Origin of the sequence: Helicobacter enhydrae (assembly GCF_001693335.1) — a bacterium.
Classification (GTDB): domain Bacteria; phylum Campylobacterota; class Campylobacteria; order Campylobacterales; family Helicobacteraceae; genus Helicobacter_G; species Helicobacter_G enhydrae.
This window is the reverse complement of record NZ_CP016503.1, coordinates 350,541-364,772: the sequence shown is the minus strand read 5'-3', so window position 1 is coordinate 364,772 and position 14,232 is coordinate 350,541. Positions and strand designations below refer to the sequence as shown.

General features: G+C 39.7%; 11 protein-coding genes and 1 tRNA gene. 6 read left to right on the top strand and 6 right to left on the bottom strand.

Annotated elements, in window-relative coordinates; all coding sequences use genetic code 11:
• Window positions 1-96: 96 nt before the first annotated feature.
• Genes BBW65_RS01680 through BBW65_RS01665 form a run of 4 tightly spaced genes read left to right on the top strand, consistent with a single transcriptional unit; the run spans window position 97 to window position 3,502 of the window.
• Window positions 97-1,527 carry a hypothetical protein gene (locus BBW65_RS01680; protein ID WP_066338854.1) on the top strand — a complete coding sequence of 477 codons (1,431 nt, stop codon included), beginning with the start codon at window positions 97-99 and terminating at the stop codon, window positions 1,525-1,527.
• A 13-nt stretch (window positions 1,528-1,540) separates the two neighbouring features.
• Window positions 1,541-2,143, top strand: coding sequence for a penicillin-binding protein activator LpoB (gene lpoB / locus BBW65_RS01675; protein WP_066338852.1), 603 nt, complete (start codon window positions 1,541-1,543; stop codon window positions 2,141-2,143).
• A 22-nt stretch (window positions 2,144-2,165) separates the two neighbouring features.
• A complete protein-coding gene (locus BBW65_RS01670; protein WP_066338849.1) occupies window positions 2,166-2,663 on the top strand; it encodes a hypothetical protein in 498 nt (165 codons plus the stop codon).
• The gene (locus BBW65_RS01665; RefSeq protein WP_066338846.1) at window positions 2,660-3,502 is read left to right on the top strand and encodes an LPP20 family lipoprotein; all 843 of its coding nucleotides are present in this window, start codon (window positions 2,660-2,662) and stop codon (window positions 3,500-3,502) included. The genes BBW65_RS01670 and BBW65_RS01665 overlap by 4 nt, the downstream gene beginning before the upstream one ends.
• Window positions 3,503-3,651: 149 nt before the next feature.
• On the opposite strand, the gene topA is transcribed toward BBW65_RS01665, so the two are convergent.
• Window positions 3,652-5,847, bottom strand: a complete 2,196-nt coding sequence (gene topA / locus BBW65_RS01660; RefSeq protein ID WP_066338844.1) for a type I DNA topoisomerase — start codon at window positions 5,845-5,847, stop codon at window positions 3,652-3,654.
• A 148-nt stretch (window positions 5,848-5,995) separates the two neighbouring features.
• Between topA and BBW65_RS01655 the strand changes: the two genes are divergently transcribed.
• Together BBW65_RS01655 and BBW65_RS01650 are read left to right on the top strand one after the other, a co-directional pair.
• On the top strand, window positions 5,996-7,540 hold the full coding sequence (locus BBW65_RS01655) for a flagellin B (protein WP_066338841.1): 1,545 nt from the start codon (window positions 5,996-5,998) through the stop codon (window positions 7,538-7,540).
• A 51-nt stretch (window positions 7,541-7,591) separates the two neighbouring features.
• Complete coding sequence (locus BBW65_RS01650; protein ID WP_066338833.1) at window positions 7,592-9,478, top strand: motility associated factor glycosyltransferase family protein; 1,887 nt, start codon at window positions 7,592-7,594, stop codon at window positions 9,476-9,478.
• Between the two features lie 12 nt (window positions 9,479-9,490).
• On the opposite strand, the gene BBW65_RS01645 is transcribed toward BBW65_RS01650, so the two are convergent.
• The 5 genes from BBW65_RS01645 to BBW65_RS01625 all read right to left on the bottom strand — a co-directional run bounded on the left by BBW65_RS01645 (window position 9,491) and on the right by BBW65_RS01625 (window position 14,222).
• On the bottom strand, window positions 9,491-9,757 hold the full coding sequence (locus BBW65_RS01645) for an EscU/YscU/HrcU family type III secretion system export apparatus switch protein (protein ID WP_066338831.1): 267 nt from the start codon (window positions 9,755-9,757) through the stop codon (window positions 9,491-9,493).
• Complete coding sequence (ribE, locus tag BBW65_RS01640; protein ID WP_066338829.1) at window positions 9,757-10,368, bottom strand: riboflavin synthase; 612 nt, start codon at window positions 10,366-10,368, stop codon at window positions 9,757-9,759. The genes BBW65_RS01645 and ribE overlap by 1 nt, the downstream gene beginning before the upstream one ends.
• Before the next feature lie 290 nt (window positions 10,369-10,658).
• Window positions 10,659-11,702, bottom strand: a complete 1,044-nt coding sequence (locus BBW65_RS01635) for a glycosyltransferase family 8 protein (protein ID WP_066338826.1) — start codon at window positions 11,700-11,702, stop codon at window positions 10,659-10,661.
• Window positions 11,703-13,044: 1,342 nt separating this feature from the next.
• A tRNA-Ile gene (locus BBW65_RS01630) sits at window positions 13,045-13,121 on the bottom strand.
• Entirely contained in the window at window positions 13,083-14,222 is a 1,140-nt protein-coding gene (locus BBW65_RS01625) for an FtsW/RodA/SpoVE family cell cycle protein (RefSeq protein WP_199919490.1), read from the bottom strand. The genes BBW65_RS01630 and BBW65_RS01625 overlap by 39 nt, the downstream gene beginning before the upstream one ends.
• Window positions 14,223-14,232: the final 10 nt, after the last annotated feature.

Genomic DNA, 14,232 nt, shown 5'->3' with positions numbered 1-14,232 from the left:
ATTTTACAAGAAGGCAAAAGTATATATATAATTTAAACTTACCTTATTTATGGGTATGGGACTGGTGGGATAATCTAAAGTTTATAAGGAAATGTGATGGAAATACGCAAGATCTTACCAATGATTTTGTTTGGTTGTTTTGCATTGCTATGGACTGGCTGTTCTAGTGTGAGTTTGAAGGAAGTGACTTCGCAATATTATAATGGAGATGTCAATAAGGCATTGAAACTAGCAGAGAGTGGTTCTGCAATCCACAAAAAGCAAAATACACAAGCAGGTGCTGATGATTTGTTGTGGCAGATACAAGCAGGAGTGATTGCTTTTGAGTTACAAAAGCCTGAAGCATTGAAGTTTTTGGAAAAAGCTGAGGGTAATATCAAAGTGATTGAGGAAAAGGGACTTATGTCTGGATTGTTTGAAAACTTTGGTGCATTGCTAGTGAATGATACGGTGATCCCTTATAGAGGGTATCTTTATGAGGGGGTGATGGTGAATTATTACAAGGCTCTTTATTATATGGCACACAAAGATGGTGCTAATGCTAGGATTGAGCTAAATCGTGCAAGCGATCGCCAAAGGAGAGCAAAGGAATACTATGAGAAAGATATTGCTCAAGCCAAAAAGGCTCAAACCAAAATGCTAGAATCAAAAGAAAATAAAGCCAAACAAAGCAGTGCAGATCAAGGAAAGGAGGCAGACAAAATCCTTGCATCTTATAGCAATCTTTCAGAATTTCAGAATTTCAATGGGTATATCAATCCTTTTGTAGATTATGTGTCTGGTGTGTTTTTTTATATTCAAGGGGATCAGGGGAAATCTCAAGATTTTCTCAAGGAGGCAATGGGGGTGACACAGAATCTTGCAATACAAAAAGATTTTGAGTTGGTTTCGCAAAAACGCATAGACAAAAAATACACTTGGATTCTGATCGAAGATGGAATCGCTCCTAGTAAGAGCGAGAAAGGATTTTCGATCACTTTGCCAGTTTTTACAGGTGATGGTGTGAGCATTATGAATGCCTCTTTGGCATTGCCAGATCCAAAAAGGGGTGTGGATTTTGCAACAAGCTATACTCTTTTGGATAATCAAGGAAAAAGCACAGAGGCATCAATGATTGCCACGCTCAATCCTTTGTTTTTTAATGAGTTCAAAAAACAACTCCCTTTTATTGTTACAAGAAATATACTTTCTATGGCTGTAAAATTGGGGGTTCAGGCTGGAGTGGCACAGATTGGCGGAACTGCAGGATTGATCGGCAATCTTGCAGGAGCTTTGTATTCTAGAGCATCTACTTCAGCAGATTTGAGGATTGTTTCTACATTTCCCAATGCTTTTTATGCTCTAAGAGTAGAAAATAATCAAGGAGAATACGAGCTTTTTGCTGGAAAAAGGAAAATAGCCAGAATCACTCTTTCAGATAATTGTGATAAAATTTCCAGTGAAGCGTTTTGCACTAATCAAAACAATATGGTTTATGTTCGCAATGCAAACCATAATGTGTTTTTAATCAATTTAATTTCAAAATAAATAAGGAGGAAATTTGAAGCAAGTTGTTTTGAGCCTAATAGTTGCACTAGGATTTTTTGGTTGTGCTGGTGGGGCTAGGTATATCAGCACAAACTCTCAAGAGTATGTAAGTGCAGGATTGGATCTCAATGATCTCAAAAAGGCAACTCAAGAGAGTTTGGAATCTCTGTATAAAAGTAGATTTTTTCAGAAAATCTCTTTTGAACAACCAAAAACTATTGCAGTTTCGGATTTTATCAATGACACAACGATAAAGCTTGATATGGAGCAAATTACTGCAAGGATTGTAGAGGAACTTCAAAATAGCGGGAAGTTTCGTATTACGCGTGCTATGAGTGGGAGTGGTGGTAGCACTGATTCTATGATTGCTCAATCAAGAACTGCAAGAGATAATGAAGAGTTTAACCAAGAAACCGTGATCGAAAAGGGAGAGCTTGTGGGTGCTTCGCTTTCTTTGACAGGAAAAGTTGGGCAAAGAATAACTTCAATAGGTGGAGATCAAAGGGTTGATTATTTCTTTAAGATTGAAATCAATGATTTGAAAAGTGGGCTTCTTCAATGGAGCAGAACAATCGATATTTCCAAAATCTCTTCTGGAAAAAGTTCGGTTTGGTAATTTAAAATCATAAGGAGTGAAAATGAAACGATATATGTTGTATTTTGTAAGTGCATTGTTTTTTGTAGGTTGTGGCACCCACATCAGTGAGGAAGCTTTGCAAAAAACAGGATTGAAAGGTGCACCAAGTTGGGTTATAGAGGGAGGTGTTGGTTTGTATAGTGGTATTGGTGATGCACCTATTATTGATGGTAATGTGAATTTTGCACGAACTGAGGCAACTGCAGCGGCTAGAGCTGAAGTCAGTAAGCAAATTGGTGTGAAAGTGACTAGCTACTTAAACAAGCAAACAGATAGAAAAAACAAGACGCTCAATGAGCAAGTTGCAGGCAAAATTGGTGAGAATGCTCAAAAATATTTGACAAATACTCAACCTGCTGGATTTTGGATCAATGATTCGGGAACTCGTGTTTATGTCCTTGTCAAACTTGCAGATAAAGAAGTGGAAGCAATCAAAAAAAATTTGATGGATAATCAGATTGATCCTAAGGAATTAGAAGCTTTTGCTAATGAAAAATGAAAAAAGCAATAGTAGTAGTTTGGACCCTGTGTGCTGTTGTGTATGCTGCACCTAGTTGGTTTGAAAAGCCCGTAGTGCGTGAGGGGAGCTTGTATGGTTTGGGGGTTGGCTCCACTCCATCTCAAGCTAAACAAAACGCGATTGTCGATCTCTCTAGCTCTTTGTCTTCAAGTGTCAAGACAAAATTAGAGCAACAAACACAAAGAAAAGATAGCAAAATCACCTCTTTAGCTTTTCAAGATATGAGTGTTGATACAAAACTTCAAAATTTGAGTTATATCCAAATCACTCATTCTGAATGTATTGAGACGCTGTGCTATGTTCAAGTTGAGATTCACAAAGAGGATATGCTCAGACAATTAGACACAAAACTCAAGCAGCAGCAACAAGTGTTTGAAGGGGTGAGAAATCCTTTTGCCTATGGATACAAAAGAGATGTTTTGTATCCTCAAATCCTAGAAAATCAGATGTTGTATGAAGTTTTGAGCGGTTTGAAGTATCCTTTGAGTATTCATTTGGAGAAGCAACCAAGCTTGAGTTTGGAGTTTGTCTATGATTCCAATTTCCAAAAAATCGGTAGGGTTTTTCAAAATGCATTAAAGCAAGAAATGCTCAAAATTGTGCGTATTGCCCCAAATGGAGAATATCAAATCAAGATTAGTGTATCTGGAGATGTGGATTTTGCAGATGTTAGCGTGATCGTGATGCAAGGAGAAGAAACCCTTGAGGCTTTGGAAGTGACTGATACTCGAAAATCTCAAGTTTCGCAAGAATTTTTTGCCAAACGCCTAGCAATCCAAGTCATCAAAAAGCTTAAAGCTTCGATCCCCAAAGATTAATCAGTTTTTCACTCTATAGACATAGAGTTGTATCTTTTGATGATTGAGAGGGGGAGTTGAAATTTGATTAATATTGGGCTTGATAGATTTGATCCAAAGACATATAGCGTCATTTGATCTGTTTATCAAGCCGTTTTGGATTGTTCAAATCAGTTTTTCACTTCGGTTTTGTTTTTGCATTTGATGCACTCATAGATTTCTTTGCCTCTATAGGTGCGTTGCATTACCATATAGCCACATTCAGGGCATTTTGGCTGGGCGATCGGCTCGTATTTGGCGATAAAGTTGCATTTTGGATAATTGCCACAACCATAGAAATCTCCTCTGCGACTAAAGCGATGTAAGATCTCTCCACCACATTCAGGGCATTTGACTTCCAATGCTTTGGGTTTGGAAGCTTGGAGAGATTTTGTGTTTTTGCATTTGGGATAGCCACTACAAGCGATAAATTCCCCATTTCTTCCTATTTTTTTCACCATTGGTTTGCCACATTTTTCACACTCTCCGACAGATTCTTGATCTTGAGATGTTTCCTCTTGATCTTTTTTGACATATCTGCATTTGGGATAGCCACTACAAGCGACAAACTCCCCAAATCTCCCACTCCTAAGCACAAGCTCTTTGCCACATTCTGGGCAGGATTCTCCTGTGGGAATAGTCACTTTGAGGGAAGCGATAGATGTTTTTCCCTCTGCGATTTTGCGTTCAAATGGCTCATAAAAACGCCATAGCACTTCTTGCCAATCTTGCTTTCGCTCTGCGATTTCATCAAGCTCTTCTTCTAACTTGGCACTAAAGTGGCTATCAACGATTTCATTGAAATGTTTTTCTAGCATTTCTGTCACTTTGAAAGCACTCTCTTGAGCAAAGATTTGTTTTTTTTCAATCGTGATGTATTTGCGATTTGTGAGCAGTGCGATAGTGGGTGCATAGGTGCTTGGACGCCCGATACCCAAACCCTCCATTGTTTTGATAAGACTAGCTTCTGAGAATCTCGCTGGTGGCTCTGTGAAATGCTCTTTGCTCTCCATAGATTGGAGTTGGATACTCTCGCCCTCTTTGAGAGCTGGGAGCAATTTGTCCTTGTCTTGAGTGCCGATGATTTTATAAAAGCCCTCAAAAACAAGCCGACTTCCATTGGCTTTGAAATCTCCGCTTTTTGAAGAAATGATGACGCTTTGGCTCTCAAACTCTGCATCAACGCTTTGAGAGGCTAGGAAACGATGATAGATGAGGGTGTAGAGTTTGAGCTCATCTGCGGTTAAGAAACCTTGTGCAATTTGGGGAGTGAAATCGAGGTTTGTCGGACGGATTGCCTCGTGTGCCTCTTGTGCTCCCTTGTTTTTAGTGCTGTAGTTTTTGAAGTTTTTGGGGACATAGTCTTTGCCATAATTTGCAAGGAGCATAGCTCTAGCTTTTTCTTGGGCTTCTTTGGCGATGTTGAGGCTATCTGTCCTCATATAAGTGATAGCTCCCATAGTCCCCTCTGGCATTTTCACTCCTTCATAGAGTTTTTGGGCGACACTCATTGTTTTGGTGGGGGAAAAGCCTAGCAGACTGGAGGCACTTTGCTGGAGAGTTGAGGTCATAAATGGTGGAGGGGTGGGAGTTTTTTTGCTTTTTTTGTTGATTTCTGCAACAACAAATGTTTCTTGTCGTAAGATTTTGAGCATTTCCTCTACTTGTTTGGGGTCTTGGAGGCTCAATTTGTCAAGTTTTTGTTGCTGAAAGGCGACAAGTTGGGTTTGGATTTGTGGTTCAAACAATGCTTCGATATTGAAATAACGGACAGGCTTGAAGGCTTGTATCTCTCTCTCGCGATCTAGCACAATTTTGAGTGTGCTACTTTGCACCCTTCCTGCACTTAGTCCTCTTTGGATTTTACTGGCAATTAAGCCGCTAAGCTTGAATCCAACGATACGATCTAGCAAACGCCTTGCTTGTTGTGCATTGACTTTGTCCATATCGAGTTCTCTTGGAGACTTTAGGGCATTTTGGATAGCTGTTTTTGTGATTTCGTGAAACACGATTCTAGGATAGGAGTTTTTGCCAATGGCTTGAGTGATATGGTAGCCGATCGCCTCTCCCTCGCGATCCTCATCGGTTGCGATGTAGATCGTTTGGCTTTGCTTGGCAAGAGATTTGATTTGATTGACAATCTCTTTGTGATCACTTGAAATTTTGTATTCTGGAGTGAAGTGTTGGTTTTCGATTTTGATCCCAAATGTGTTTTTGGGCAAGTCACGGATGTGCCCTTTGGAGGCAATGACTTCATAATCTTTGCCTAAGAAATTTTTGATAGTTTTGGCTTTTGCCGGAGATTCTACGATGATGAGATGTTTCATTTGCCCCTTCTTCTATATATAAATTTGATGATGATTTTATAATGTTTTTTGGTTTTTTGTGCAACACAGCCCGTATTTTTGAGAAAAAACAAGTTGGAACACAAATTGCTAAAGCTCGAGTTGTAATTTCATTTAGTAAGGATACACGATGAGTTTTAGGATAAACACAAATGTCGCAGCATTAAATGCACATACTATCGGCGTTCAAAACAATAGAGCTCTAAGCTCCTCTCTTGAGAAGTTGAGCTCTGGTCTTAGAATCAATAAGGCAGCAGATGATGCCTCAGGTATGGCGATTGCCGATAGCTTGAGAAGTCAGAGCGAAAGTTTGGGACAAGCAGTCAAAAATGCCAATGATGCTATTGGTATGATTCAAGTTGCTGACAAGGCAATGGATGAGCAAATCAAGATCTTGGATACGATTAAAACCAAGGCAATTCAAGCAGCTCAAGATGGTCAAACTACAGAGACAAGGAAGGCTTTGCAGGCGGACATTACAAGATTGCTTGAGGAATTGGACAATATTGCCAACACTACAAGCTTCAATGGTCAGCAAATGCTCTCTGGTGCATTTAATAACAAAGAGTTCCAAATTGGTGCATATTCCAACACAACAATCAAAGCCACAATCGGTGCGACAAGCTCAGATAAAATCGGGCAAGTCAGAATGGAGACAGCTTCATTTGATGGTATTGGAATGCTTGCAAGTGCAGGTGCCAAAAACCTCACAGAAGTGGCTTTCAACTTCAAAGAAGTCAATGGAACAGAGGAATATGAGATTGAAACCGTTAAGATTTCAAATTCTGCAGGAACAGGTATTGGGGTGTTGAGCGAGGCGATCAATCGCTATTCGGACAAATTGGGTGTGCGTGCAAGCTGGAATGTAGTTGCGACAGGTGGTGTTCCCGTGCAGTCAGGAACGGTGCGTGGATTGACAATCAATGGTGTCAATATCGGATCAATCGATGAAGTCAAGAAAAACGACGCAGATGGGAGATTGGTCAATGCGATCAATGCGGTCAAAGATTCAACAGGTGTTGAGGCTTATACAGATATTACTGGAAGAATCAATATCAAGAGTGTGGATGGAAGGGCGATTTCGATTCAGACTATTAGTGCCACAGGAGCAGTGTTTGGTGGAGGAAACTTCGCGGGTATCTCTGGAACCAATCACGCTATTGTGGGGCGTCTCACTCTTACAAGAACGAGTGCCAAAGATATCGTCGTAAGTGGAACAAACTTTAGCCATGTTGGATTCCACTCTGCTCAAGGTGTGGCAGAAGCAACCGTTGCCTTGCGTTCTTTGCTAGGTGATTTCAATGCAAATGTCGCCTCAGCTTCTGGAGCAAATGCCAATGTCGCTCAAGCTAACCTCAACTCACAGGGATTGAGCTCTGGTGTGACAAGTCTTGCAGGGGCTATGATTGTGATGGATATGGCAGAATCTGCAAGGATTCAGCTTGATCGTATCCGTTCAGATATGGGTTCAGTGCAAAACCAACTCACTGCAACAATCAACAATATCTCTGTGACTCAAGTCAATGTCAAAGCTGCAGAATCTCAAATCAGGGATGTGGATTTTGCTGCAGAATCTGCAAACTTCTCCAAGCACAATATTTTGGCTCAAAGTGGAAGTTTCGCAATGGCACAAGCAAACGCAGTGCAACAAAATGTCTTGAGGCTTCTCCAATAATCTCTCAACTCCCCCTTGGGGAGTTCCAAACTCTACTTTAAGGTTGCATAAATGGATAGTTTTTTTGAGCAAAATATTGCAAGTCTAGCTGTAAAAAATCCCAATCTTGCATTCAAACTTCAAAATATTTCACCCAATCAACGATATGAAGTATTTTTAGGTTCTGATGTGGCAAATTATAATATTTTGGATAAGCAGGAGCAGACCCCACTTTTTGCGACTCAACCCCTAGAAGAGACGATGAAGCGTCACAATGAGCTAAGTCATAGTGCCTATTGCCCTTATTTGTATTTTTATGGGGTAGGAAATGGGGTGCTTTATAAGATTTTGTTGGGCAATGAGTTGCTTAAAAGAGTAGTAGTTGTTGAGCCAGAGCTTGAGTTGTTGTTCATTGTTTTGCATTTTTTGGATTTTTCCTCTGAGATTTTGGAGGGGCGTATTGTGTTTTGCAATGGACTGAATGCACAAGGGGTGATTGCTTTGCTTGATGAGGATAAGCATTGCAAGTTGTATTTTAAAACCTATATGCTAGAGGTGTTTAACTCTTATTATGAGCGTTATCGCGAGGATTTTATGAGGTTGAATGGGGATTTTATCAAAGCGATTGAGCACGCCGTCGTTGCTGTGGGCAATGATGCCAAAGATGCGATTGTGGGGATCAAGCACCATATCCAAAACATTTCAAGTGCATTGAGAAGCCCAAATCTAGTAGAGCTTGTGATGCAACTCAAACACAGAGATACAGCTATCATTGTTTCTACAGGACCTAGTTTATACAAGCAACTCGCATTGCTCAAGGAAGTCGCTCCGTATGCGACATTGATGTGTATCGATGCGTCTTTTCCTATTTTGTATCGCAATGGGATCAAACCTGATATTGTGTTTTCGCTTGAGAGGGTTGAGGCAACTGCAAAATTTTATGAGGAATTGCCCAAAGAGGCTTTTGAAGGCGTGGTGTTTGCTCTCACATCTATCGTGCATCCACGCCTCAAAAGTGCTGTTGAAAAAAAGGGTGGTTTGATCAGCTATAGTTTTCGCCCTTTTGGCTATACCACTTATTTTGGTTTTGATGAGTATGGCTATCTTGGGATCGGAATGAGTGCGGCAAATATGGCTTATGAGCTTGTTGTGCATTCGCGATTTAAGCGTTGTATCATCATCGGACAAGATTTGGCATTTGCTCAAGATGGAAGCTCTCATTCACAAGGGGCAGTTTATGGAAGCGATGAGATCAAGCCCAAAAGCGAGGGAGAAAAGATTTTCACAACACGCTATGGGGGAGGAGGGGAGGTGGAAACAACGCAAGTGTGGAAATTGTTCTTGAATTTCTATGAAAGAGATATTGCCAACACGCCTTATCCTATCGAAGTGATCAATGCCACAGAGGGAGGGGCAAGGATTGAGGGGACGCAAGAAATGCCATTTGCTCAAGCTATCAAGCTAGTGAGGCAAACCCCAAAAGAGCCTATCATCTTGTCTTTCCCTGCACAAGAAAAGCTAGAAGCTCAAATACAACAAGCAAAAGATAAATGCAGTTTTTGGATTAGAGAGGGACGCAAAAAGCAAAAACGCACAGAAAAAGTGTTTTTGAAAGTCGCAGAGTTTTGCGAGGAGCTTGAAAGACTGAATGAAGAAAAGCGATTGGAAGAGATTGATTATAAGAAGCTTGATTCTTTGAGCAAAGAGATTGAAAAAATCAAAGAATTTTTCAAAAACCCTGTATTTAATGCGACATTTCTAGACGCTTTGCAGTCTTATATCTTTCATCAAGAAATGGACATCGCTAGAATCTTGAGCCAATTTAGTGCAGATGAAATGCAAAAGCGTGCCAAACAAATCGAGCTGATTTTTGTGCATAAGTATTGGCTGTTTTCGCTAGCTGGTGGGATAGATTGTGTGATTGAGGTTGTCAAAGAGGCAAAGAAGCACATCAAATAACTAGCGGTTTGATTAGCGACTGATTTGTGCTTTTTGCTCACATTCTTGGAGCCACAAAAATACTTCCACCATCGCTTGATAAAGTTCTGGCGGGATTTCCTCATCGACTTGCAAACACAGGAGTGAATCTACCAAAGTCGCATTGGCAAAGAGGGGAATGTCAAACTCTTGTGCTTTGGCAATAATGCTTTGTGCGATTGTGCCTTGTCCTGAAGCGATAACTTGAGGAGCTTGGTTTTTGGTTTGATTATAAGCGATGGCAGCGGCTTTTTTGTGCATTAATATCCCAATGTGATTGCATCAAAATGCTTCCAATCTTTTGAGGCAGAGCTTTTGTGGATAATGTGTGCGATACTACGCACAATCATATCTGTTTCGATGTTGATTCTACGCTTGGGCGTATAGGTGGCAAACAATGTGTTGTGCAAGGTGTGGGGGATCACAATCACACTCAATAAGTTTTGGCTAAAATCAGCAATAGTCAGACTCACTCCATCAAGAGCAATCGAGCCTTTGGGGATGATGAGGTGGGCGATAGAGGGGGGTGTGGCAATCTTGAAAAGTGTTTGGTTTGTTTGTGTTTGAATCTGTGTGATTGTGCCTATGGCATCAATATGCCCTTGTATGAAATGCCCATCAATGCGATCTTGCATTTGCAAAGCTGGCTCAATATGCACATAGCCATCTAGGTTTTCAACAGCGATTTGAGCTTGTGTGTGCGTGCTTAATTCTACACAAAAGCCTTGAGCAAAGATTTCTACTGCTGTAAGGCAAGTGCCATTGATAGCGATACTATCGCCAATTTTGGGGATATAAGAGGATTGGATAAAAAGATGATTGTTTTGAAATTTTTCAACCTTTGCGATTTCACGAATCAAGCCATTAAACATCAAGAGCCTTTGTAGGTAGGAACCATTTCATTATCGCACCCCTTCTTTGTGCAGTTTCTTGTATTCCTTGCACCCATCTTTTTACAAAAAGAGAAAGGCTGAATACAAAACAAAAAATCAAAAACTTTTTCATCTATTTTCCTACCATTCTTAGTTGAGATAATGGAAGTTTAGCATACTTGTATTTTTGGAATTTTGTCAACTTGATTTATAAGAACCAATAAATATATTATCTATTGGGCTTTCAAACAAGTTTTGAGGCTGATTGAGATGATTTTTCTGATTTTTTGCTACTTAAGACGCAGTGCCAATAAAATTTGGAATCTAGCGCATTTCAAAAGCACTTTGAGTTTGTGGAAATATTTACGCCATCCAGAGTGGTATTTGGGTTTTAGTGCATTTAGATGGGCTTGTGATAAATCAGCTTGCAATTCATCGCAAAATATAGGAATTTGCAATGCAATATCCCTCCATTGCTTCATTAATAAAGCAGTATTGTTGTCTTGATAAAAATGACTATTCCAAGGTTTATCTCCTGTAAGAAAATGCAAAATTTTGGCTTCTTGTTTTGCATTTTGATATTCCTGCTTTGTGAAATTAAGTGTGTATGGCTTTTTTTCCTCTCTGAAAGAATGCCCATCGTTCTCCAAATGTCCCACCATAAAATTCCATTTCAAATCCAACAAATAGACTCTCTTACTTAAAATTGCATTAAGGGTGTCTTGATCGTGAAATTGTGGAATGTAAGATTTTAGAAAGGTAAAGCATTGTTCTTCTATGTTTTCTTCTCTCCATTTTTTAAGGTCGATGAGTAAAAGTCCAGCATTGAAATAAGTGTCTATACATAGAGAAAAATCATCCCCTTTTTTGCCTATTGCGCTACGGAATGGCATAAAGTGTGCATCTATGACAGCCCCACATACTTTTTGCTGAATGTCTATTTCAAAAATCTCTCTTATATCAGATACGCATAGCATATCCACATCAAGATAGAGGCATTTTTCAATTTCCTTTGGGAGAACACTTGCCATCTTTAAACGAAAATAAGTTAGATAGTTGTTGTTGAGTTTTGGCAATCCTGCAAATTCACTATCATCTAATGTATATATCTCAAACTTGCAAGGATAAATTTTGTTTAGTTCTTCTTCAAACTTTAGTAATTTCTCTTGCGTATTGTGGGATAAACCATCGGTTAAAATATGAAAGCAATAGCCCCTTTTGTCTTTGTCCCCCCCCCCCCAGTGGATTATCAGAGTATTTAGAAAGTGTTTTGGTGTTGTTGATGATGCTATAGCATAAAACCCCAAGATATTTAATATAAGCTTGATTGGCATTAAAAACACAATGAAACATAAAACTCTCCAATGATTTGCACTATATACAAAAAGGCTCAAGATAACTCAAGAGGATTTTTCTTGTTCAATTTTTATAGCTTTTCTTTTTTGTATTATACATTAGTTTGCCATTTGATGACTTGTTGTGCGATTTCTCTATTTATTGCTATTTCAAAAAAATCATAGCAACTGCTTCCTAAACTAACCTTGTAGAACCAAAAAAGATTCCAAGTCAATGTAATCTTGAACGAGCCTTGCTAATGCAATGCTAGGGTTATGGGGGTTGTTAAGGGGGATAAGGGGAACGCTTGCTATAAGTTCCCCTTGACCCCCTTAAGAGAGATCCTAGGGGATTCTAGAATTGTATAAAGGGTGCTTTGCTCAAGCCAACTTTAAAAAAATTTCAAATCAACTTTAAATCAGATCAAATCCGTGCTTTTGCAAAACATCATTTGTCAGCATTTTTTTGCGATTAGATTCTTTGGTTGTTGAATCTTGCTTTTGCACAAGCACACTTCTTAGTTTCCAATTCCCACTTTGCTTTTTTCTATAAGGGGGACAAGGGGGTTTATTGCGAGGCACCCCCCTTATCCCCCTTAAAATCCCCCAAACCCCTGCCCGCTTTTTGTGTGACAACCCAACGATAGAGTGCAATATTTGAGTTTGATTCTTGTTTGGTGGTTTTTTGATTTGATTTTAGATTTATTGATTTGAATCTTGAATCTTAGAATCTTTGTGAAAGCATTCTTGATTCTTGATTCTTAGTTTCTTAGAATCTCTTTGCACACTCTCAAAAAACTCTAAAAAACACAAAACTCTCACTATTTCAATATAAGCACAAACAACTGCTGACCAAACCAACCTTGTAGAACCAAAAAGGATTCCAAGTCAATGTAATCTTGAACGAGCCTTGCTAATGCAATGCTGGGGTTATGGGGGTTGTTAAGGGGGATAAGGGGAACGCTTGCTATAAGTTCCCCTTGATCCCCTTAAGAGAGATCCTAGGGGATTCTAGAATTGCATAAAGGGTGGTTTGCTCAAGCCAACTTGAAAAGTAAGCACTAGAGATTCAGGAATCATCCAAAGACACACCCAAGCCAAACACTAAAAAAGAGAATCCAAGAGAATCTAGAATTACCAAAAGAATATAGCCCCACAAGCCAACTTGAAAAGAAAGAATCCAAGCCAAGCTTGAGATACTAGAAAATGTGCTTTTATCAAAGTAATCCCCAAAACAGAGAATCAGAAAATCTAGAAATGCCCAAAATCTAAAGAATAATCAAAGCTGATTCAAGGTTTGTGCCAAGAGTGAGATGTGGGGATGATTGGTGATTTGATTGAGTGGTGGATCTTGCAGGGTTCGAACCTGCGACCAATCGGTTATGAGCCGAGTGCTCTGACCAGCTGAGCTAAAGATCCTTTTGGAGAAGTCGCATTATACTTCAAGTTGTATCTAAAAGCAAGGAGATTTTCTAAGATTGCAAACATTATGGTAAAAGTCAAAAAGCTTGTGCCGCCATAACTAAAAAACGGCAGAGGTAGCCCCACAACAGGGGCAAACCCGATTGTCATCGCGATATTGACACTCATATAAACAAAAATCAAAATACCCACACAGCTTGAAATCACCTGCAGAAAATAGTCTTTGGTGTAGATGATGGCATAAGAGAAAATATGAAAGATCAGAATCATATACAAGGAAATCAACACAAACCCCCCCACAAACCCAAAGCGTTCCATATAATAGGCAAAGATAAAATCGCTTGTCGCGATAGGGAGAAATTTGAGTTGAGATTGCGTCGCTTCATCGCGATCTTTACCACGCAGTCCCCCTGCACCAATCGCCACCATCGATTGTGCGACTTGGTGGGAGGGGCTTTCAGATAGGAAATCGTGTATCCTTTTTTTCTGATAGTCTTGCAAACCATACTGATAGACGATAGGAGAGGAGAGGACAAAAATCAACCCTAGAGTGATCCAAATCTTGCGATGCACGCCGATCAAAAAAAGTGTGCCAAACCCCATAAAAAGGATAGTCAAAGCAGTCCCAAGATCTGGCTGTTGCAAAATGATAAAAAATGGCACAAGAATCAAAAAGGCAAGATGTCCAAACTCACGCCAATCATAGCCGTTTTTGGGTGGTGGGTTTTGGCGGATAATGAGAGCCAAAATCAACATCAAAGAGATTTTGAGCATCTCACTAGGCTGGATAGAAAACGGAGTGAAAGGGATGAGGATCCATCTTTGTGCACCGAGTTTTTTGGTGCCAACAAACTCCACCAAAATCAGCAAAATGATACAAAACCAATAAAAAAAATACAGACTTCTTGTGAGATTGCGAAAAGGAATGAAAAAGATAACATAGGCAAAACCCAAAGAGGCACCGATGTAGATGAGCTGCTTGTAGATGAGCACACTTCCCAATTCGTGAATCAAAAAAAGCGATAGGGCAATCATTGGTGCAATAAGCAGTGGAATGAAAAAATCAAAATGTGATAAGATTCTGCGATTTAAAATCAAAATCAACTCC